General features: G+C 56.9%; 17 protein-coding genes. 5 read left to right on the top strand and 12 right to left on the bottom strand.

Features of this window, described 5'->3' with window-relative positions:
• Positions 1-13: 13 nt before the first annotated feature.
• The 4 genes from KI809_RS15335 to dnaE all read right to left on the bottom strand — a co-directional run bounded on the left by KI809_RS15335 (position 14) and on the right by dnaE (position 6,565).
• The gene (locus KI809_RS15335) at positions 14-868 is read right to left on the bottom strand and encodes a tetratricopeptide repeat protein (RefSeq protein WP_214172459.1); all 855 of its coding nucleotides are present in this window, start codon (positions 866-868) and stop codon (positions 14-16) included.
• A gap of 237 nt (positions 869-1,105) precedes the next feature.
• Positions 1,106-1,894 (bottom strand): pseudouridine synthase, encoded by a 789-nt coding sequence (locus KI809_RS15330; RefSeq protein ID WP_214172458.1) that lies wholly within the window; start codon positions 1,892-1,894, stop codon positions 1,106-1,108.
• A 70-nt stretch (positions 1,895-1,964) separates the two neighbouring features.
• A complete protein-coding gene (locus KI809_RS15325; protein ID WP_214172457.1) occupies positions 1,965-2,927 on the bottom strand; it encodes an acetyl-CoA carboxylase carboxyltransferase subunit alpha in 963 nt (320 codons plus the stop codon).
• Between the two features lie 164 nt (positions 2,928-3,091).
• Positions 3,092-6,565: a DNA polymerase III subunit alpha gene (gene dnaE / locus KI809_RS15320; RefSeq protein WP_214172456.1), complete on the bottom strand. Its 3,474-nt coding sequence runs from the start codon at positions 6,563-6,565 to the stop codon at positions 3,092-3,094.
• A gap of 154 nt (positions 6,566-6,719) precedes the next feature.
• Between dnaE and KI809_RS15315 the strand changes: the two genes are divergently transcribed.
• Together KI809_RS15315 and KI809_RS15310 are read left to right on the top strand one after the other, a co-directional pair.
• The gene (locus KI809_RS15315) at positions 6,720-7,103 is read left to right on the top strand and encodes a response regulator (RefSeq protein ID WP_214172455.1); all 384 of its coding nucleotides are present in this window, start codon (positions 6,720-6,722) and stop codon (positions 7,101-7,103) included.
• A 32-nt stretch (positions 7,104-7,135) separates the two neighbouring features.
• Positions 7,136-8,521 carry a TatD family hydrolase gene (locus KI809_RS15310; RefSeq protein WP_214172454.1) on the top strand — a complete coding sequence of 462 codons (1,386 nt, stop codon included), beginning with the start codon at positions 7,136-7,138 and terminating at the stop codon, positions 8,519-8,521.
• Between the two features lie 16 nt (positions 8,522-8,537).
• Here KI809_RS15310 and KI809_RS15305 read toward each other — a convergent pair whose 3' ends face one another.
• Positions 8,538-9,287: a hypothetical protein gene (locus KI809_RS15305; RefSeq protein WP_214172453.1), complete on the bottom strand. Its 750-nt coding sequence runs from the start codon at positions 9,285-9,287 to the stop codon at positions 8,538-8,540.
• A gap of 193 nt (positions 9,288-9,480) precedes the next feature.
• Complete coding sequence (locus tag KI809_RS15300; protein ID WP_214172452.1) at positions 9,481-10,680, bottom strand: citrate synthase family protein; 1,200 nt, start codon at positions 10,678-10,680, stop codon at positions 9,481-9,483.
• A 95-nt stretch (positions 10,681-10,775) separates the two neighbouring features.
• Between KI809_RS15300 and KI809_RS15295 the strand changes: the two genes are divergently transcribed.
• The gene (locus KI809_RS15295; RefSeq protein ID WP_214172451.1) at positions 10,776-11,153 is read left to right on the top strand and encodes a VOC family protein; all 378 of its coding nucleotides are present in this window, start codon (positions 10,776-10,778) and stop codon (positions 11,151-11,153) included.
• A gap of 159 nt (positions 11,154-11,312) precedes the next feature.
• On the opposite strand, the gene KI809_RS15290 is transcribed toward KI809_RS15295, so the two are convergent.
• A complete protein-coding gene (locus KI809_RS15290) occupies positions 11,313-12,278 on the bottom strand; it encodes a MipA/OmpV family protein (protein ID WP_214172450.1) in 966 nt (321 codons plus the stop codon).
• Positions 12,279-12,331: 53 nt separating this feature from the next.
• Entirely contained in the window at positions 12,332-12,844 is a 513-nt protein-coding gene (locus KI809_RS15285; RefSeq protein WP_214172449.1) for a lipocalin family protein, read from the bottom strand.
• 310 nt (positions 12,845-13,154) lie between these two features.
• On the opposite strand from KI809_RS15285, the gene KI809_RS15280 reads away from it, so the two are divergent.
• A complete protein-coding gene (locus KI809_RS15280) occupies positions 13,155-14,441 on the top strand; it encodes an MFS transporter (protein WP_246559436.1) in 1,287 nt (428 codons plus the stop codon).
• Between the two features lie 218 nt (positions 14,442-14,659).
• On the opposite strand, the gene KI809_RS15275 is transcribed toward KI809_RS15280, so the two are convergent.
• From KI809_RS15275 to KI809_RS15260, 4 genes are read right to left on the bottom strand one after another with little or no spacing between them, the layout of a single operon-like run.
• Positions 14,660-15,457 carry a M48 family metallopeptidase gene (locus KI809_RS15275; RefSeq protein WP_214172448.1) on the bottom strand — a complete coding sequence of 266 codons (798 nt, stop codon included), beginning with the start codon at positions 15,455-15,457 and terminating at the stop codon, positions 14,660-14,662.
• Between the two features lie 41 nt (positions 15,458-15,498).
• Positions 15,499-16,005, bottom strand: coding sequence for a transcription elongation factor GreB (greB, locus tag KI809_RS15270; protein ID WP_214172447.1), 507 nt, complete (start codon positions 16,003-16,005; stop codon positions 15,499-15,501).
• Between the two features lie 40 nt (positions 16,006-16,045).
• The gene (locus KI809_RS15265) at positions 16,046-16,654 is read right to left on the bottom strand and encodes a carbonic anhydrase (protein WP_214172446.1); all 609 of its coding nucleotides are present in this window, start codon (positions 16,652-16,654) and stop codon (positions 16,046-16,048) included.
• Positions 16,655-16,686: 32 nt separating this feature from the next.
• Positions 16,687-18,525 carry a UbiD family decarboxylase gene (locus KI809_RS15260; protein WP_214172445.1) on the bottom strand — a complete coding sequence of 613 codons (1,839 nt, stop codon included), beginning with the start codon at positions 18,523-18,525 and terminating at the stop codon, positions 16,687-16,689.
• Between the two features lie 200 nt (positions 18,526-18,725).
• Between KI809_RS15260 and KI809_RS15255 the strand changes: the two genes are divergently transcribed.
• Positions 18,726-21,230, top strand: a complete 2,505-nt coding sequence (locus tag KI809_RS15255; protein ID WP_214172444.1) for a PAS domain-containing sensor histidine kinase — start codon at positions 18,726-18,728, stop codon at positions 21,228-21,230.
• The last annotated feature ends 99 nt before the right edge of the window (positions 21,231-21,329 follow it).

Below are 21,329 nucleotides of genomic sequence, written 5' to 3'. Positions count from 1 at the left end.
ATGACTGTGTAGCTTATTTCAGTGCCAGATTGTCCCCCATGGCAGCCTTTATCCCTTTCTTGTGCTTGAGCATGCTGTTCAGCACCAGTCGCGCCTGCTCATTACCCCCCTCTGCAGAAAGGAGACTGAGTTTGAGCGCTTCTTCACGATCTTGCGGCACTCCCCAGCCATTATAGTAAAGCAGTCCCAGGCTGAGTTGGGCCTCGGCATTACCCTGGTCCGCACTCCGGGAAAACCACTTGACCGCCTCCTGATAATCGCGGGCCAGACCTTCTCCCCGTACATACATGGAGCCTAGAATATACTGGGCCTTTGCCTCCCCTTGCTCGGCAGCTTTCCGGCACCAGAATGCCGCTGATTCCTTATCGGATGTTCCTCCCCAGCCGTTGTAGAAAATGCTGCCCAGGCTGTACTGGGACAAAGGGTCACCGTTTTCCGCACCCATCCGGAACCAGGCTACCGCTTCGTTATAGTCCTGAGTAACGCCGTCGCCATTGGCATACATGAACCCAAGGGTTTTTTGCGCCTCAAGGTGCCCTCTGACTGCCGCCTTCTTGAACCAGACAGCGGCACGGGCCTTGTCTACCGGCACGCCGAACCCATTGTAATGCATATATCCCAGGTTGAACTGGGCCTGGACATCGCCATGCTTGGCGGCCTTGAAGCAGGAGTTGAACTTCCTGGCCTGCTGCTCACCGGCGACAGCACCGGATTGAAGAGGTGAAGTCTGAGTGTTGTCATCATCGCTGTAGGGGGAGGTTGTGTCGGCGCGCGCAACGTAGTATTGCTCAGCAAAGCCGGATTCATACAGGTCAACATCGGCATGAACCGGTAATGAGGAAGTCAGCAACAGAAACCCTGTTGCCATAACAGTTCTGATCCTTCTCCGCATAATTCCCCTCTAACCCCGTGTTACATTTCAAAACATAACAAAGTCAATCGAGCGATATTTACGTTTACGGATTAAGGATAACAAGATTCTCTCAAGATGCAACTAAGCGAATAGTCAAGCACAAAATGTGCCGGCACTAAAAGACGCTGATATTATGTATATTTTTATTATACAGATCCTCCTTCCTGCGGTTTTTGACTTTGCCATTTAAGGTCATCCGGCGGTTTTAGGCGTCGGTTTCTTAATAATCTTCTTAACATTGCTCCGTTTTTCAGCTCTGGGAACATTCTCTCCTGTCAGGAGCCCTTGCACCTCGATGTCGGTGAGCAGGCGATACTGCCCCGGGTTCAGGCCGTTGAGATCGAGATTGCCGTACCTGGCGCGCTTAAGCCGAACAACACTGAGCGATACCGCCTCGCACATCCGCCGCACCTGGCGATAGCGACCTTCATGGATGGCAATGGAGAGCCAGGTATTGTTATCGCTTGCCTTGATAATGCTTACTTTTGCCGGAGCGGTCATGCCGTCGTCCAACTCAACTCCGTTAGCCAGCATGGCAACCTGTCCTGAAGTCACCATCCCCCTGACCCGCACATGGTACTCTTTTTCCACCTCGTGGCGCGGGTGCATCAGGCGGTTGGCCCATTCGCCGTCATTGGTGAGCAACAGCAGACCTTCGGTGTTGTAATCGAGTCGCCCCACCGGGTACACCCGCTCAGTCACCCCCTTGAGGAGATCGGTAACCACCGGCCTCCCCTCCGGGTCTTTCAGAGTGGTCATATAACCCGACGGCTTAAACAGCAGGATATAGACCTTCGATCGTTGCTTGTGCACCGGATTACCGTCAACGGTGATGGCATCTTTATCCGGGTCGGCCTTGCTCCCCAGTTCGGTTACGACCTCGCCGTTGACCTTCACCCTGCCCGATGTGATGATCTGCTCGGCAGCCCTTCGCGACGCGATCCCGGCACTGGCAAGTATTTTCTGCAGACGCTCCTGCATGCTTCCTCCAAAAAAGGAGGGGCGGTCAAGCCGCCCCTTTATCTAATAAGCTAACTCAATACGTAAATGGTTACTGCTCGATAAAGCGCGACATCTTCCTGAATTTTTCATAACGCAGGTCAACCAGTTTGTCGGCATCAATCGCCTTCAGCTCCTTCATGTTCCGGGAAAGCGCTTCGTGCAGGGACTTTGCCATACCTTCATGGTCGCGATGCGCCCCGCCCATCGGCTCAGGAATGATCTCGTCGATAACTTCCAAATCCTTGATGTCTTTTGCCGTCAGCTTCAGGGCTTCTGCAGCCTGTGCGCCTTTGGTGCCGTCGGACCAGAGGATCGCCGCGCACCCTTCAGGCGAAATAACCGCATACACGGAATTCTCCAGCATCAGCACCCGATCGCCAACCGCAATGGCCAGCGCGCCACCAGAGCCACCTTCACCGGTCACCACGACTATGATCGGCACAGTGAGCGCCGCCATCTCCCGCAGGTTACGGGCGATTGCCTCTGCCTGGCCACGCTCCTCGGCGCCGATTCCCGGATAGGCACCTGGGGTGTCAACAAAAGTGATAATGGGGAGCCTTGATTGCTGGGCCAGATACATCAAGCGTAACGCCTTGCGATAACCTTCCGGATTCGGCATGCCGAAGTTGCGGTAGACCTTCTCCTTGGTGTCGCGCCCTTTCTGGTGGCCGATAACCATCACCGGTTCGCCATCAAGCTTTGCCAGTCCTGCCACTATGGCATGATCATCACCGTAAAGCCTGTCGCCGTGAAGCTCGACGAAATCGGTGAAGATCAGATTCAGGTAGTCGAGTGTGAACGGCCGGTTTGGATGCCTGGCAACCTGTGCTGTCTGCCAACGGGACAGGTTTGCAAAAATCTCGGAGCGCACCTTATCCGACTTCTTTTCCAGTTTCGCAATTTCTGCAGCCAGATCAAGCGAATCGCCGGACATCTCCCGCAGTTCTTCGATCTTCTTATCCAGCTCTACCAGCGGCTTCTCAAACTCCATATAAAAATTCTGCAATCCCATATCGATATCCTCCTTTGAGCTTATACATTCCCGAAAATCATTGGCACAGCAAAAAGCTCCAGCTGCAAGGCTTGCGAGGCGTTAGGAGTGAGCCGTAGCCGGAGGCTACGTCGCAGCGACGAACGACGAGCGTAACGCAGCAGATGGACTTTTGGCGAAGCCATTTATTCAAACACTATGGCACGATAACCGACTAGTTTCTCCACATCCAGCGCCAGATCGTCGCTGGCAGCAACCTTGAAACGGCTTGCCAACGGTATGGTGGCGCGGCACTGATCCTGGATCTCTATATGCAACATGGCGTCACAGCTGCCGTTATGACGAGCCATGATCTCCATCAAATCAACAAGATGGTCCCGGTCTACTCCGGGAGATTTCAGGGTAAAATGGACCCGCCTGGTCCCCTTGGCCGAGACTTCAAGCAACGGCGCAATATCGGTGGCCTTGATCTTGATGCTCTTCTCTCCCACATCCACGGTGCCTGACACCAACAGCGGTTCGTCGGTCTTGAGCATCTCCACGGACCTGGCATAGGTTTCCGGAAAAACCACCACTTCCACTGTGCCGATCAGGTCCTCGATGGTGGCAAAGCCCATCCGGTCGCCCTTTTTGGTGATCATCTCCTTCAAAGCCACGACAATGCCGCAGATCCTCACCTCTTTGCCGTCGGACATATCGGCAAGCCGGGCAGTGTCAGCCGTAGCAAAGCGCTTCATGTCATGGCTATAGCGGTCCAGCGGGTGGCCGGTAATGAAGAAGCCGAGGGCCTCTTTCTCAAAGGTCAGCTTGAGCTTGTCGTCCCACTCCGGCAGGTTGGGGAGCTTGGCGCGACCGTTGCCGTTGCTCTTGACGATCTCTGCCGTACCGAACAGCGATACCTGGGAACTCTCCTTCTCCTCCTGGATCTTCTGGCCGACCGAGACGGCTTCTTCAAAAATCGCCATCAGCGAGGCCCGGTTGCTGCCGGTGGAGTCAAAGGCACCGCTCTTGATGAGCGCCTCGAACACCCGCTTGTTGACCTTGCGCAGATCGACCCGCTCGCAGAAGTCAAAGATATCGAGAAACGGCCCGTCACTCCTGGCTTCGAGGATCGATTCGATTGCCCCTTCGCCGACGTTCTTGATGGCCCCCAGCCCGAAACGGATGGAGGTGCCGGAGACCTTGAACGACAGCTCGGACGAATTGATGTCCGGAGGAAGCACTTCGATCCCCATGTCGCGGCAATCGCCGATATTCTTGACGATCTTGTCGGTCTTCTCCCGGTCTTCGGTGAGCAGCGCCGCCAGGAACTCCACCGGATAATGGGCCTTGAGATAGGCGGTCTGGTAGGCGATCAGGGCGTAGGCTGCGGAGTGCGACTTGTTGAAGCCGTACTCGGCAAACTTGGCCATCAGGTCGAAGATCGCCTCGGCCTTTTTCAGGTCCACCCCCTGGCCTTTGGCCCCTTCCAGGAACTTGTCCTTCTCCTTGGCCATGGCCGCCGGGTCTTTCTTACCCATGGCCCGGCGCAGCAGGTCGGCGCCGCCGAGGGAATAGCCCCCCAGGGTCCGGGCGATCTGCATGACCTGCTCCTGGTAGACAATGACGCCGTAGGTGTCCTTGAGGATCGGCTCCAGTTGCGGCAGGTCGTAGACCACCTTTTTCCGGCCATGCTTGCGGTCGATGAAGTCATCGACCATCCCGGAACCGAGCGGACCGGGGCGGTACAGGGCGCAGGCAGCGATGACATCCTCGAAGCAGGACGGTTTCAGCTTGACCAGCATCTCCTTCATGCCGCTCGATTCGAGCTGGAAGATGCCGGTGGTATTGCCGGCAGAGATCAGTTCGTAACTCTCGCGGTCGTCATCGCGCAGCAGCGTGATGTCGAACTCCGGGTCCCGGCCGTGACGGATCAGCTTGACCGCATTGTCGATGACCGTCAGGTTCTTGAGACCGAGGAAGTCGAACTTCACCAGGCCGATCTTCTCGACATACTTCATCGAATACTGGGTGTTGATCAGACCGGTCTTCTGGTCCTTGTACACCGGGCAGAACTCTTCGAGCCGGTCCGGCGCCACCACGACACCGGCGGCATGGGTGGAGGCATGGCGGGCCAGCCCTTCCAGACAGAGGGCAACGTCAAGCAGCTCCTTGACCTTCGGGTCAGCGGCAGCCAGTTCGTTGATCTTGGGTTCCTGCTTCAGCGCATCAGCCAAGGAGATGTTCAGCACTTCGGGAATCAGCTTGGCGATCCGGTCCACGTCGCCGTACGGCATGTCCAGGGCACGCCCTACGTCGCGGATAACGCCACGTGCTGCCATGGTACCGAAGGTGATGATCTGGCAGACCTTGTCCCTGCCGTACTTCTCGGTAACGTACTGGATGACTTCTTCGCGCCGGTCGGTGCAGAAGTCAACGTCGATATCAGGCATCGAGATTCGTTCCGGGTTCAGGAACCTCTCGAACAACAGGTTGTACGGGATCGGGTCGAGATCGGTGATCCGGATGGAATACGCCACCAGGGAACCGGCCGCCGAACCCCTGCCAGGGCCGACCGGAATCCCCTGGTCCTTGGCCCAGTTGATGAAGTCCGCCACGATCAGGAAATAGCCGGGGAACCCCATCTGCTTGATACAGTCGAGCTCGATGCGCAGCCGGTCGCGGTACTGCTGCTCGTCACCATCGGCAAAGGCCGGGTTCTTGGCCCGGATGGTCACCAGCCGCGATTCCAGCCCTTTGATCGCCTCTTCCTCAAGGTCGTCGTCCAGGCTCTTTCCTTCGGGCAGTTCGTACTTGGGGAAATGGTAGGTCTTGAAATCGAGTTCCAGGTTGCAGCGCTCAGCAATGCGAACCGTATTGGTCACTGCCTCCGGCGCATAGTGGAAGGCCGCAGCCATCTCCTCCGGCGACTTGACATAGAACTCGTCTGCCGAAAAGCGCATCCGGTGCTCGTCATTCATGGTCTTGCCGGTCTGGATGCAGAGCAGAACCTCGTGGGCCTTGGCATCCTCGCGATTAAGGTAGTGGCAATCGTTGGTCGCCACCAGCGGCAGCGACAGTTCGCTGCTGACCTCAATCAACCGTTGATTGGCAATTGTCTGCTCCGGGAGGGTGTTCTCCTGGAGTTCGATATAGTAACGGTCCGGGAAAAGCTCATTGTACCAGCGGGCCGTGGCAACCGCATCTTCCATCCGGTTGCGACTGCACAGGGTCGCGACCTCACCCTTGAGACAGGCGGAGAGCGCAATCAGCCCCTCGCAATGCTCGGCGAGCAGCTCCTTGTCGATCCTGGGCTTGTAGTAGAACCCTTCCTTGAACCCGGCAGAAACGAGATAGGAGAGGTTTCTGTACCCCTTGAGGTTTTCACAGAGCAGGATCAGGTGGTAGCTGGAGTATTCGCCCTGGCTGCTCCCCTGCTCCTTGTTGAAGCGGGAACCTGGCGCTACATAGACCTCTGCGCCGAGCAGCGGCTTGACCCCCTTGTCCAGGCACTTCTGGTAAAACTCGATTGCCCCGAACATGGCGCCGTGGTCGGTAATGGCCACGGCCGGCATGCCGTACCCCTTCACCTTGGACACAAGGTCGCCCAGCCTGATGGCGCCGTCGAGCAGAGAGTACTGGGTATGCAGATGTAAATGTACGAATTCCGCTTGCTGCATGGCTACCTATACGCTATAAGTTTAAGGGAGCAGCTGACAGCCACCCCCTTTTTAGTATCGCTAAAATGAGTGGCAGATTATGCCATGATCAAACACCGGAGTCAATTCCATACTGCCGCAGCTGATGGTAGCGGCAAACGGGGCAGATACGAGAATGGAAAACCCTACTGAACAACCGACCGTTCTGGTTATGGACGACGATGAAGATGTCCGTTTTATCGCTGCCATCATGCTCAAGCGTATTGGCTTTAATGTTGATTTTGCCGAAAACGGCAAAGATGCGGTGGTGATGTACCAGAGCAAACTGCATAGCGGCTCGCGTTACCATGCGGTGATCCTTGACCTCAACGTGCCGGGCGGCATGGGGGGCGAGGAAGCAGTCAAGCTGTTAAAAGAGATCGATCCCGCTGTTGCCGCCTATGTCTCCTGCGGCAATCCGTTTGACCCGGCGATGGACGACCCGGCGTCACACGGCTTCAGAGGCGCGATTGCCAAGCCGTTTCTTCCTGAACACCTGCAAGTCCTGCTGGGGCAATAACCTCTCCGAAATTTATTTACCCGGAATAAAAAATGAACCAAGCTATTTTCATCGACAGTCACGCTCATATTTACGGCAGTGACTTTGAAGCTGATTTCTCTGAAATGCTGGCACGCGCCGCTGCAGCAGGCCTTGCCGAGATCGTCGTGGTCGGCGCCGACCTGGAATCGAGCAAAGCTGCGCTGGCGCTGGCTGCCCAGCATCCGCACCTTTACGCCGCGGTCGGGGTCCACCCCCATGACGCTGCCGGAGTCACGCCAGAGGCCTACGACGAGCTCCGTAAACTGGCAGCAGAAAACCCGAAGGTCGTGGCCATCGGCGAGATCGGCCTCGATTTCTACCGCGACCGTTCGCCGCGACCGTTGCAGGAAGAGGTCTTCCGCCGGCAGATCAGGCTGGCCCGCGAACTGGAGCTGCCGGTGATCGTCCATGACCGCGACGCCCACGACCGGGTCATGGCGATCCTGCGTGAAGAAGAGGCGACCGAGACCGGCGGCGTGCTGCACTGCTTCTCCGGAGACCTGGAGATGGCGCAGGAGTGCATCGCCATGGGGTTCTACATCTCGATCCCCGGCACCGTTACCTACCCGAGCAACGAACAGCTGCGCGAGGTAGTACGCGGCATCAAGACCGAAAACCTTCTGATCGAGACCGACTGCCCCTATCTCTCCCCTGTGCCGCACCGCGGCAAGCGCAACGAGCCGTCCTATGTGCGGATCACTGCCGAAAAGGTGGCGGAACTGAAAGGGCTCTCCCTGGAAGATGTGGGGAGGATCACCACCTTCAACAGCCGCAGGCTGTTCCGGATCGCCCAGCCGGACCAGCAGGCCAAGATCGCCTACAAAATCCGCAACTCCCTCTACCTGAACATCACCAACCGCTGCTCCAACCGCTGCACCTTCTGCCCCAAGTTCGACGACTTCCTGGTCAAGGGGCATTTTCTCAAGCTGGAGCATGAGCCGACCAGCGCCGAAATCCTGGCAGCCGTGGGCGACCCAACTGGCTACGACGAAGTGGTGTTCTGCGGCTACGGCGAGTCGCTCATCCGGCTCGACGTGGTGAAAAAGGTGGCTGCGGAGCTGAAACGGCAAGGGGTTAAGGTGCGGATCAACAGCGACGGCCAGGCCAACCTGGTCCATGGCAGGAATATCTTGCCGGAGCTGCAAGGGCTTGTGGATAGCATATCGGTCAGCCTCAACGCCAGCGATCCGGCCACCTACAAGCGGCTATGCAATACCCCGTTCGGCGATGCCGGTTTCAATGGGATCTGCGACTTCCTCCGCGAGGCGCCGCGCTATATCCCAGAAGTGGTGGCCACCGCCGTCACCGTGCCCGGCATCGACATCGCAGCGGTCGAACGGCTTGCCGTCTCCCTCGGCGTGACCTTCCGCGTCAGGGAGTACGCGGAGGTGGGGTAACCGGATACGAGGCCCTTCATGGCTGCTCCAAGGCGATCTGCTTATACTGTTTGATCAAGCCTTCTCGTTTCATCTCTTTCAGGACTGTCGCGATTTTAGGAACAAGCGCGGCGTGCCTTTTGTGCAGATACACGTGACTATTCCCAGTATACATGATGCCTGCCTGATACACTGAGGAGGGAGCTAATCTCCGGAGTGTTTCCGTAACGACAAACTCCTGATCCACATAAATATCGGTGCGGCCCAAGATAAGCTTTTTCAACCCCTGCTCCGGCGTCGCGATGTGGGATAACTTCTCAGGCTTGACAATTGCCGACAATCCGGTTTCGGCCACTTTGGCCCCGCGTCTGTATTCAACGGTATAGTCCGTATTTTTCAGGCTCCCCCAGCCATTCAGTACGATCCCCGGCTTGACGGCATATGCGGCATACGATAATGAAAAGCTGGGTTCATTCACTTTGAGAAGATTCTTGGCGATCTTATCATAATCACCACCGCGGTGAATCTCCCCATCCACCTCACCTTTTTCAGCCATCACAGGTGCGCGCCCTCCAGGGTAGCCCTTGTATTGAAATTCATAGCCAAGGCGCCGAAAGACTTCGGAATAAATCAAGTCCAGCCATCGGCCGTAAAATGAGTCTTTAGTGTCTTGCGAACTGATCAACACGATCTTTTCCACGGCCTCGCTTGGACGTGGCAACGCAGCCACAAGCAGCATCCAGATGACACACATTCTGACTATCTGTTGTACCGAGATCCGTTTCACAGTCTCTCCGGAACACTCAATCAGTGATCACAAAAAGTAGCTGTAATGATTTATTCTTCCAATTATACAACCTTTTACCGTTAAAACAGATTTATCATAGATATTATAAATTTCTTTTCATCACAGGTACTACATATTGCCGGAAGGGCCAAAGTGGCGGCCATTGCCGTCACCCTCGCTGTGATTTTACGCGTCAGGGAGTACACGGAGGTGCCCCACCCGGCATTATCCCGACATAGCGCGCCCTGGGGCGGATAGGGCGATTCTGGGCATACTGCTCCGTGATATGTGCGACAAGGCCTGCCAACCTCCCCAGATAAAAGAGATAGGCACTCGATTTCTCCGGCAAAGTCAATTCTTTTTCCATGACAACCAGTGCAAAATCCACGGTCGGATAAGAAGGTCCAAGGAGCTTGTCCGCCGCTTCCAGAGCCTGGCTGATATAGCCGTTGCGGTCAGGCAGCCGTGGCAACAGGAAGCGGGCCCGTGGGTCCGCGTCATACAGTTTGTGACCGAAACCGGGAACAGGGTCGCCCCGTTTAACCCGCGACGCAATAACCTTATACAGGCTCCCCTGACCACGGGCCTCGTCCAGAAGTCCGAGAATCCTTTCCGTGTTCCCGCCATGCCGACGACCGAAAAAGGCATGTGTTGCAGCAGCCACCGCAGCATACGGAGAACAGCCGGCAGAGGCGGCACAACGGGCGGTAAAGGATGAAATGTTCAGCTCGTGGTCCGCTACCAGAATCAGCGCACTGTCGAGGATTAATGCAAACTTGGGATCTACCTTCCATGCCACTGCCAGATGCTCGGCAATTCCCGCGGTTGGCCATGTCCCGCTCATAATCCGCACAAAACTTTCAAGCATCAACCTGCCGGCATTCATGGTAGCTTCCCTGGCAAAGCTATAGGCAGTGACATCCTCATGATTCAACATCGCCAGAATACTCTGAAAGAGATCCAGCGGATCTATTCCCTTCCGGTTTTCGAGCAATACCTCAACTCGTTCGCGCAACAGCGGATTGACCGATACCGTCTCGTATGCAGAGACTTCCCAGAGTATCGCCAGCGCCTGCTCAAAAGGCTGCCCGGCTGCCATTGTTGGCACGCAATTGCCGCGATAATAAAAGGTTTCATCGCCGATCAGGGTGATTGCCGATTCCAAAATGGGCGCCCCCCAATCGGTTGAGTCTTGCAGCGCAGTTGCCGGTGCTTTGTAAACCTTGCTGCGGGTGGCCATGCGCTCAATATCAAGGGCGTTATACTGGCTGGTCTTTGCCGAAGGACCGGTCGGTTCGGAGCGGATCAATCCCCTGCTGACGTAGGAATAGAGCGTGTTGCGCGAGACTCCGAGGCGCTCGCTGGCCTCTTGGGCTGAATAGAATCGAGGCATGGCTGACTCCAGTTATCTTGATTGCGCTATCAAGATTGACGGTATATCAACTATATCAGATCATACAATCAATTACATTCTTTCGGAGGTGACTCATGATCGAGCGAATTGACCACATAGTGTTTACCGTAGCGGACGTAGCGGCAACCTGCAGTTTTTATGAACGAGTTTTGGGAATGAGGGTGGAGACCTTTGGCGAGGGGCGTAAGGCACTAAGTTTTGGGTTGCAAAAGATCAACCTGCATCAGTATGGCAAAGAGTTTGAACCCAAGGCGAAGGCGCCAGCGCCGGGATGCCAGGACATCTGCCTGATCACCGGTGTGCCGATTGCCGAGGTAATGAAGCATCTGGCGGCGTGCAATGTTGAGATTGAGGAAGGCCCGATCAAGAGGACCGCCGCCATGGGACCAATCAATTCCGTCTACTTTCGCGATCCGGACGGCAACCTGATTGAGGTTTCAAACTATCTTTGAACTAGAACAGTCTCGCATGGTCGGCCCTTCTTTCACTGCAAAGGTCTGCGGTCTTTTCGAAACGCGACCTAAGATTTTTCACCCAAAACCTGTCCATGCGGCCTTCGAAACGTTAAGGGAGATCACCTGATGGTTTTTTGGTCAGGTGAATCTTCTTGGTTAGCGACTGTCGAATCCGAACTCGTAGCTCAATAAGACACCAAACATCCCCTGGTTGGGCGACCCGCGCTCACTTACCAACGGCGAACTGCCGGCATCACCTGTCAGATGGTCATAACCTGCCAGAAAAGTTGCAGAGAGTTGTTTACTGATCGGCACGACAATAAAGCTGCCGACACCGTACGACAAAACGCCGCCACTTGGACTATAGCGTGGCAAACCTGAATTCACAGCTTGATCGGCATCGACGCCGAAGAATGCTTTGCTGTAGGTCGCATCTACCACTGTCAGGCGTGGTCCGAAGGAGACGACAAGCGGTAAGCCAGCCATGGGGGAGAGAGACTGGTTGGTGTGCGTATACTTGACTGAAAGATCCCCGACAAGGCCATCATGACCGTTCACCCCCTTCCGCAATCCGATTTTTGTACTTATGTTGTTCCATCGATATTCGGCGAAACCGCCTACTTCTAACGTAGTGTCAATATTGCCCAGACCGTGCAACGCCGAAGTTTTGCCGCCAGCAATTCGGAAGGGATTGTCACCGTCTTCTTTGCGGCCAAACGCAATCTTGGCATTCGGGCCGGCACGCCAGCCGTTTTGATTGATGACAGCATAACCGACACCATCCTCGACTGATGCAAAGAATGTATTTAGATATGTAACTTTCAGTGCCGGAACTAACATCAATTGATAGTCGCGGGAACCGACAAACGCTGGCGATAATATTGCGCCAGCGCCAATGCGGATCGTCCAGTCCTTACTTGCTGGTGCCACTTTGGGGTAAGTATCCTCTACTGCAGTTTGAGCAGGCAGTGGGTTTGAGTCGGAATTATTCCCGCTGGCGGCGATCCGTCTGCTGGAAACGTTACCGGCAGATGCACCACCTGCGCCGCACAACAGTTTTGTAAGCATGACAAATATCGTCAGGAGCAGGGTCAATCGGGCAGTTTGTTTACGTTTAGACATCGATTTATCCGTTATCAGTTCAGAGTGTTAGAGGTATTTATCGGGTGCAGTATTCAGTCATGGGCAACATAGATCAACTTGCTCGTGTCAAAGCCTAGTGAAGCGGCTTTTGCAACAAGGCGATTTTTTACTGCAGCTTCAATTCGAGGGGTTCTGGACAGAATCCATAAATATGTCGTGTCCGGTCCGCAGACGAGAGAATATTGGTAATTCTCCTGATCAAGGTCAAATATCACATAGGAGCCATAAAACGGCCCGAAGAATGAAACCTTCAGGTACCCTTTATCCATTTCAGTGACAAAATAGGCCTTGCCGATGGCTTCCTTCCACCTGTTTTCCTTTGCTAAATAGCCACGATTTGTTACTCGCAGGCCACCATCCTCCCGTAAGCCATATTCTGCAGTGACGCGGGTCAAGCCTCTTTCAAAGGAATGATCCAGGCGCGCAATTTCATACCATTTCCCCAAGTAGTTCTGAACTTTGAAATTATCGATCGGTTTCACCTGTTCAGGCATGCCCGCACAGCCGGTAAAGAACAATGTCAGCCATAATGACAGTTTTTTCATATCCATGTTTCCTTGCGGTGACGAGTTTAATTGTTAATTCTTCTCGCTAACTTCTTTATTGGCCAGTTCAGGCGCGCGAACTGGTGATCTAACCAACTGGAACATTTAGCCTGTGATCATTAAAAGTAGCCGGGACGACCAAACATTGCAATAGCAAAGAATCACTCTCCATTAAAGCCGTTTTATACAAAAGCTCTAAGTTGCAATCAATTGCACAGCCACTCTATCGGTGATAGCATAATGTTCTCTTGCAAACAGGCACAACAGCAACAAACTTCTTACTAACCCACTTTGGAATAATTGATGATGCTTGGAGAAACCATTGCCATCGCCTGACGACACCCCGAAGAGGATGAGCGCCGACAGCCGCTGGCTGTTGCGGCTGTGCACCGCACAGGTGTTCATCATGCTGGTGTTCATCAACTATTCGGCGGTACTGCCGCTCTTGAAGACCGAGTGGGGGATGAACAACACCATGGCCGGGTCGATCTTCTCCGTCTACCAGTTCGGCTACATCCTCTCCGGCGTGCTGCTCAGCACCCTCACCGACCGGATCAACACCCGCTACATTTTTCTCATCGCCGCTCTCTGGTCGGGCATCGCCAACCTGCTGTTCGCCCTCTTTGCCGATGACTACCTCTCGGGCATGGTGCTGCGGGCGCTCACCGGCATTGGCATGGGGGGCACCTACATGCCGGGGCTGAAGCTGGTGGCGGAGCGATTCACCCCAGCAGAACGCGGCAAGGCAGTGGGGATCTATGTCGGCGCCTTGGTGCTCGGCGCTTCCCTTTCCCTGGCGCTGACCGGCGCTGTGGCCTCGTTCGCCGGCTGGCGCATCGCTTTCGTTGCCTGTTCCGCCGGGGTCTTTATCGGTCTGCTGATAGCAAAGAAGGTCTTTGACGGCTATGTCCCGCGGGTTTTCAAAGGGGAGTCCGGCGGTTTCCGCGCCGAGGTGGTGCAAAACCGCCCTGCCCTGCTGATGATCCTCGGCTACGGTTGCCACATGTGGGAGATGTACGGCATGCGCACCTGGGTGGCCCCGTTCTTCGCGGCATCGCTCATTGCTCACGGCACAACGCCGGACAGGGCCACCGGGCTCGGCGCTGCCGCGGCCTCAGTGATCGTGGGGGTCGGGACCTTTGCCACGGCGATCACCGGCACTCTTTCCGACCGATGGGGACGCACCAAGACCATCACCGTGGTCATGCTGGCAAGCAGCCTGCTCTCCTTCAGCTTTGGCTGGCTGTTCGATGCAAGTCCGCTGCTGATCCTGATCGTCGGCATCGCCTATGGCTACCTGGTGGTCGCCGAATCGCCGGTGTTTTCTACCGGCCTGACCGAGCTGGTGGCCCCGGCCTACCTGGGGGCAGCCATGGGGATACAGTCGCTGGTGGGGTATTCCATGGCAATGATTTCGCCCACGGTCTTTGGCTGGGCGTTGGACCTGTTCAAGGGATGGGAGCCGGTACCCGGCGTGAACGGTGAATGGGGGATCGGTTTTGCCACCTGCGGCCTGGTGGGGGTGTTGGGACCGCTGTTCATGTGGCTGCTGCGGCGGAGGCCGGAAAGTGCCAGGCTGGCCGGCGGGCGAAAATAGCAGATCAACATTTACAGAGAACGGCAGCTGAACGCTCTCCGAAAAGAACGACTTTGCGCAAAGCGTCGCTGCTCTTGGCGAAATGAAGCGATAAGCAGCCGGGCTGTCTGAGCCTGAAAGGCGAGTTTCCGGCTGCCGCGCAATGAGCCTTAGAGCAGCAGCAGAAGCGCAACCGGAGTGAATGAGGGGAGCTTTCAGCTGCCGCCGCCGAAGCCGGGTTATCTAGGGTATTGCCTGCTAACCTCAGGGATCAACCGCTTGATGTTCTCGATCCTGGTGGCGTCGGCCGGGTGGGTGCTGAAGAATTCCGGCTGCGCCTTGCCCCCCTTCTGAGAGGCCATCCGCTGCCAGAAGGAGGTTGCCTGGTTCGGGTCATAGCCGGCCATGGCCATGAACACCAGCCCCAGGTGGTCGGCCTCGTTTTCCTGCAGCCGGCTGAACGGCAGAATCGCGCCATATTGGGCGCCGGCGCCGAAGGCTGTCATCCAGAGCTGCTTGGTGGCCGCTGGCTTTGCTGCCAGCGCCTCGGCCAGGGCAACGCCGCCGAGCTGGGCCAGCATCCCCTGGCTCATCCGCTCGTTGCCGTGCTCGGCAATGGCATGGGCGATCTCGTGCCCCATCACCACAGCCAGGCCGTCCTCATTCTGGGACACCGGAAGCATGCCGGTATAGACCACCACCTTGCCGCCCGGCATGCACCAGGCATTGACCTGGCTGTCTTCCACCAGGTTGAACTCCCAGCGGTAATCGGCCAGCTTGGCGGCCATGCCGCGCTCGGCGAAATACCGCTCCACCGCCCCCTGGATTCGCGTCCCTACCCGCTTCACCAGCTGCGCCTGCTCCTTGTTGGCGCTGGGCTTGTTCCCCTTGATAAAGGTGCCGTATTCCTGGGCGCTCATCGACAGCATGGTCGACGCCGGGATCAGGTTCAGTTGCGATCGCCCGGTGATCGGCACCGTGCTGCACCCGGTCACCAGCAGCAACAGAGTCAGCAACAGCAGATTCCTCATAGCCATAAAAGCAAATCCCCTTGAATTAATTTAGGTCGGATGCCAAGTCACTCGTAGGCGGGCGGGGTCCGGTAACTGACCTCGGTAATGGTCAGCGTGGTAACCCCGGCCGGACGATGCACCGTAACGTCATCGTTGATCCGTTTGCCCATCAGCGCCTTGGCAACCGGCGAGTCGATGCTGATAAAGTTCCGGGCCGGGTCGAACTCGTCCGGGCCGACCACGCGGTAGGTCGCCTCTTCGCCGTCGCCGTTCTCCACGGTCACCCAGGCGCCGAAATAGACCCGCTCCTGGTCCGTCGGCACGGTATCGACCACCTTCAGCAGATCGAGACGCTTGGTGAGGAAGCGAATCCGGCTGTCGATCTCGCGCAGCCGCTTCTTGCCGTAGATGTACTCGGCGTTCTCGGAACGGTCACCCTCTGCCGCGGCATCGGACACCCGCTGCGTGGTTATTGGCCGTTCAACCTTCCACAGGTGGTCCAGTTCGTCGCGTAGCCTCTTCACCCCTTCCGGGGTTATGTAATTTGATTTGGATGGTGCTGATTCAGTCACTCGATGATTTTCTCCACTTCATTGAATAGGTTCTATTTAACTAGTCTCTGCAGGCAACAGCATTCTTCTGAATTATCTTGATCTCGCCGGTGTGCATGTCATAAACCCAGCCATGAATATTGACCTTCTGCTCGCGCATCGCCTTCCTGATGAACGGGTACTCCTGCAGATGTTCCAGCTGCAGCCTGACATTCTCCTCGACTATCAGCTGCAGCCTTTTTTCCGGCTCAATTTCGATATGCAACCCCCGGAGCTTTTCGTCCACCCGCTCCTTGGCCTTATAGGCATTGATCAGCCACACCGGTATGTACTTGTCGTCAAGGGCGTCTTCTTCAAGGGCATTGATGCCGCCGCAACCGTAGTGGCCACAGACGACGATATCGGGAATGCTGAGGTGGTTGATGGAAAACTCCAGCACTGCCGACAGGTTCCAGTCGTTGGTGGCGACGATGTTGCCGACGTTGCGGTGGACAAAGACCTCGCCGGCCCTGGTCTGGGTAATGGTATTGACCGGCACCCGGGAATCGGAGCAGCCGATCCAGAGCACCGTCGGCTTCTGCTCCTTGGCGAGCACGGTATAGTGCTCTTTCTCCTTCTCAAAGGTCTCGGTAACAAAGCGCTTATTGCCGTCCAGGAGTGTCTTGATCATGGCGCATCCCCCTTTTGCCTTGGGCTGTGGGGTTAAATTATACCATAGAGTGGGCCGTTTTTCGTTGCCAGGGCATCAACCCGTTTTTCGACCTCGGGGTCCCCGATCAGCGGCGGGGCGTGATGCGGCTTGCTCCGGGCATCAATAATCAGCGGACCGGTGCATCCCCAGTGTTTGCAGCGGGTAAAGGCTCCAACACCGTAGATGTCAGTGGCCGGATTGGAGCGGGTAAAGGTCACCCAGAGCATGTTGTTCAGCGTCCGGCAGACAAAGTCGCTGTCATCAACGACCAGCACCAGCTGCAGGCCGGCCAGTCCCTGATTGCGGCCGAATGACTCGCAGAAGCGCAGCAGCTCCGGATCTTCGCCGGGCCGGTACTCGCTGCAGGCCGGCCCCTGAACCGCCATGATCCCCGGCAGGCAGAGGCGCGGCTCGCTGAAACCGTCTGCCAGAGTCAGCTCGGTCGGCAGTTCCCTCTGTAGCTCCCTGCGTTTCGCCCCGGCTGCGGCAATAACCACCTTGGACCCCATGTTCAGCCCTTCCCCGGAATAATCCAGGGTATCGATGGTGGTCCTGGTCTGGAAATGCAGGTCGCGGCGCCAGTCAACCCGCTCCAGCATGAAGCCCAGGAACTCGCCAATATGGTGGATGTCCGGCGGATTGTCCTCATGGCTGGCGATGAACAGGTATTTGGCCAGCGACAGCTGCCCCTGCCCCAGAATGGCATTGGCAATGGTCAGCAGTTCCTGCGGCTCCCGCTCGGCGGCATAGGGGACGTAGCGCTCGGAGCCGATTGCCAGCAGCAGCGGATGCACCCCGGCGGCATCAACGGCATGAACGCCCTTGACGCCAGGGAGCACGGTTGGGATCAGCTCGCCGGTCAGTTCGTGAATGAAGGCGCCGAAGGTGGTATCTTCCTGCGGCGGCCGGCCAACCGTGGTAAACGGCCAGATGGCGCCGTCGCGGTGCCAGACCTGTTCGACCTTGAGCACCGGGAAGTCGTGGGCCAGCGAGTAGTAGCCGAGATGGTCGCCGAACGGCCCCTCGGGCAGGGTCTTTTCCAGGTCGAGCGTCCCGGAGATGCAGAAATCGGCCTCAGCCGGGATCGGCAGCTCCCCGGCCCGGCAGGCCAGCGGCAAGCGGTGGCCGCCGAGAAGACCGGCAAAGGCCAGCTCCGGCATCCCTTCCGGGAGCGGCATCACTGCCGCCACCGTCATCGACGGCGCTCCGCCGACAAAGATATTGACCTTGAGCGGCTTGCCCAGCTCCAACGCCTCAGCATGGTGTACCCCCAGGCCGCGGTGAATCTGGTAATGCAGCCCGACCTCTTTATTGAGCTGATAATTGTTGCCGGAGAGTTGCACCCGGTACATCCCCAGGTTGGAACTCCTGATACCGGGCCGTTTCGGGCTTTCGGAATAGACCTGCGGCAGGGTGACGAACGGCCCGCCGTCGTTGGGCCAGGAGACCACCTTGGGGAGCTGGTCGATGGTGGTCCGATTGGCAAGAACCGCCCCGTTCCCGACTGCGCACGGCAGCAGGTGCAACGCGCCAGGCACGGCCTTGATCAGGGAAGCCGGATTTTTCAAGGCCTCGGCCGGATTAATCTTCAGCGCCACCAGCGCTTCAATGGTTTTCAGGGAATCGCGAAAGATCCAGCGCGCCCGGTCCAGGGTGCCGAAGAGGTTGCCGAGCAGCGGGAAGCGGCTTCCGGTGACATTGGTAAAAAGCAGCGCCGGTCCCTGGGCCTCGTAGACCCGCCGCTGGATCACTCCTGCCTCAAGGTACGAATCGACCTCGCTATCGATCCTGATCAACCGGCCGGTTTTCTCCAGATCGGCAACACACTGCTGCAGATTGCGATATCCCATGTTGTCCCCCTCCGGAACCGATATACGTTGCTTGGGGCGGTCACGTCAACGGAAAAGAAGCAGAACGCTTGCTTTCCATCAATGCTGTTTTAATCTAAACTGTAGCTTATCGACAGAATTTCTCCGGCCCACTGAAGATTCCCCGACAACTCCGGTTCTGCTTGAGCTGATTTAGCCCATTATTCCATAAAAGGTCAGGGATGCGACCGTTATCGCTTTTCAAAAAACTGTTGATTGCCCTGTTTCTGCTATCGCTGCTGCCGTTAGGATTATCTTCGGGCATCCTCTTTCTCAAACTGAAAGATACCGGTAGCAGCCTGTCCGAGCAGATTTCCACCGCTGTTGACCGCCAGGCATCGGAAAATCTGGAGATGCGGGCGCGGCAGATTGCCGCCGACATTTCGGACTTTCTGATCGAATGCGAGGCCGATGTCAGGCTGGCGGCAGCCCTCTCCGGATCGCCGCAGGGGCTCAGGGCCTTCTACGACAACCGTCAGGGGGTGGTCTGGTACCGCACCGGTACCAGGGCCAACCCCAGAGAGGTCAGAGAAGAGATCCCGCGCTATCGGTCGATTGAGCTGATTGCCGACGACGGCAGGCAACAGCTGGTTATTAAAGAAGGCAAGCTGCTGCCGCAAGCACAGCTGGCAGACGTCTCCGATCCGGCACAGACCGAGTTCCGCTCGGAGACCTATTTTCGCGACTCGGCACAGCTCAAGCCGGGCGAAATCCATGTCAGCCATCTCACCGGCTTCCATGTCAGCAAGGAGGAGCAGCTTGCCGGTGCCAAAGAACCGGAAGAGGCGGTTGGCGGCAAGGAATACCGGGGGGTGATCCGCTTCTGCGCCCCGCTTTTCGCCGCAGACGGCAGGCGCACCGGTCTGATCGTGCTCTCCCTTGACCACCGGCACCTGATGGAGTTCACCCAGCACGTACTGCCGGGAAAGGTCGGCGAGACGGTTTTCCCGTCGTACCGCAGCGGCAACTACGCCTTCATGTTTGACGACGAGGGGTGGATGATCACCCACCCGAAATTCTGGGACATCCGGGGGGTGGATCGTAATGGCATCCTGGTGCCACCATATAGCGCCACTTCATCAAAAGCCGACATCGAGACGGGGAGAATCCCCTACAACCTCGACCATGCCGGGTTCATCCACCCCAATTATCCGGTGGTTGCCTCGCTTGCCCGGCAGCAAAAAAGCGGATTCGTTGATGTCACCAATGTCGGCGGGGCGCGCAAGGTTATGGCCTTTGCCCCCATTCCGTACCGCAGCGGAGTCTATCAAAAAAGCGGTATTTTCGGCGGCGTCACCATCGGCTTCCAGACCGACCTTTTTCACGAGCCGGCCCGGACAGCAATGGGGATCATCGCCAACCGGCTTCGAGAACACCTTACCGAAAGCGCCTTCATTCTCATCACCACCTGCCTGTTCGCCGTTGCCGCGGCCTGGCTGATATCCCGCGGGGTCACTCACCCCCTGTCACTACTGACGACACAGGCACGAAGCATTGCCGAAGGCAACAGCTCCAAGCGGGTTGAGGTCAAGACCCGCGACGAGTTGGGGGAACTGGCCGAAGACTTCAACCGGATGGCCGATGAGCTGGAAAGCCGAAACAGCAGCCTCATGGATACGCTGTCACAGTTACAACACTCACGCACCGAGATCATCGAGGAGCGCGACTTCAAGGAGAGCATCCTGGAAAGTATCTCCAGTGGCATCCTGGCTTTTTCCCCTTCGGGAATCCTGATCTCGATCAATCGGAACGGTAGCAAAATGATCGGCATGAACGATGGTCCGGGTGCTCATTTCCAGGACATTTTCCGCACCATGCCGGCAATCTCCGCAAGGATCGAACAAACTCTGCACAGCAAGAGCGGCTACGGTCGCTTGCCGGTCACCATCGACACCAATGGCAGCACCAGACACCTGGACGTCGGGATCTTCCCGATCGGGCCGGAAGCCAGCCGGGGTCTAACCGTCACCATGCGCGACGAAACCGAGAAAGAGCGGATGCGTGAGGAGATGACCCGCATGGACCGGCTGGCATCCCTGGGCAAGATCTCTGCAGGTATTGCCCATGAGATCAGAAACCCGCTCACCGGAATCACCCTGCTGCTCGATGACCTGCACGACCGGCCCGGCCTTGATCCAAACACACAGCTGATGATTGGCCACGCCCTGACAGAGACCGAACGGGTCGAACGGCTTATTTCGTCACTGCTCTCCTATTCCTCGCCACCCAGGGCCAGCTTTGTCCGGTCGGATCTCAATGCGGCGGTCCAGGAGGGGTTGGTGCTGTTCAGAAAGGCGTGTGAAAAGCAGGGGGTTGAGCTCACGGCATCATGTCAACCGATCCCCCTGTTTCCGTTCGATGCCGACCAGGTCAGGCAACTGCTGCTCAACCTCCTGGGCAATGCCTTAGAGGCTGTCGCCCCAGGAGGCAGGATAACGATCGGCACCTTCTGTACTGCTGACTGCGCAGGTATTACGGTTGCCGACACCGGGCCGGGCATCCCTGAAGAGGATATCCCTCGGCTCTTTGAGCCGTTCTTCACAAGGAAAAGCGCAGGAACCGGACTCGGACTGTCGATCGTGCAGAGGATTGTCGAAGAGCACCACGGCAATATCAGGATCGAGAGCAAAGTCGGTCAGGGTACGGTGTTCACAGTAGAGCTGGCCATGGGATGGCCTGATTGCTGAGGGCTATTCCCCAAGGCATCTACTTAAGGAGTTCTTGCAGCGGGTCGAATTTTGCTTTACGGTTCCCGATCCAACAAAGAGATCTGCTATCAACGGGAA

The sequence above is a fragment of the Geoanaerobacter pelophilus genome, from assembly GCF_018476885.1.
Classification (GTDB): Bacteria; Desulfobacterota; Desulfuromonadia; order Geobacterales; family DSM-12255; genus Geoanaerobacter; species Geoanaerobacter pelophilus.
The sequence above is the reverse complement of the archived record's forward strand: the minus strand, read 5'-3'. Positions and strand labels throughout refer to the sequence as shown.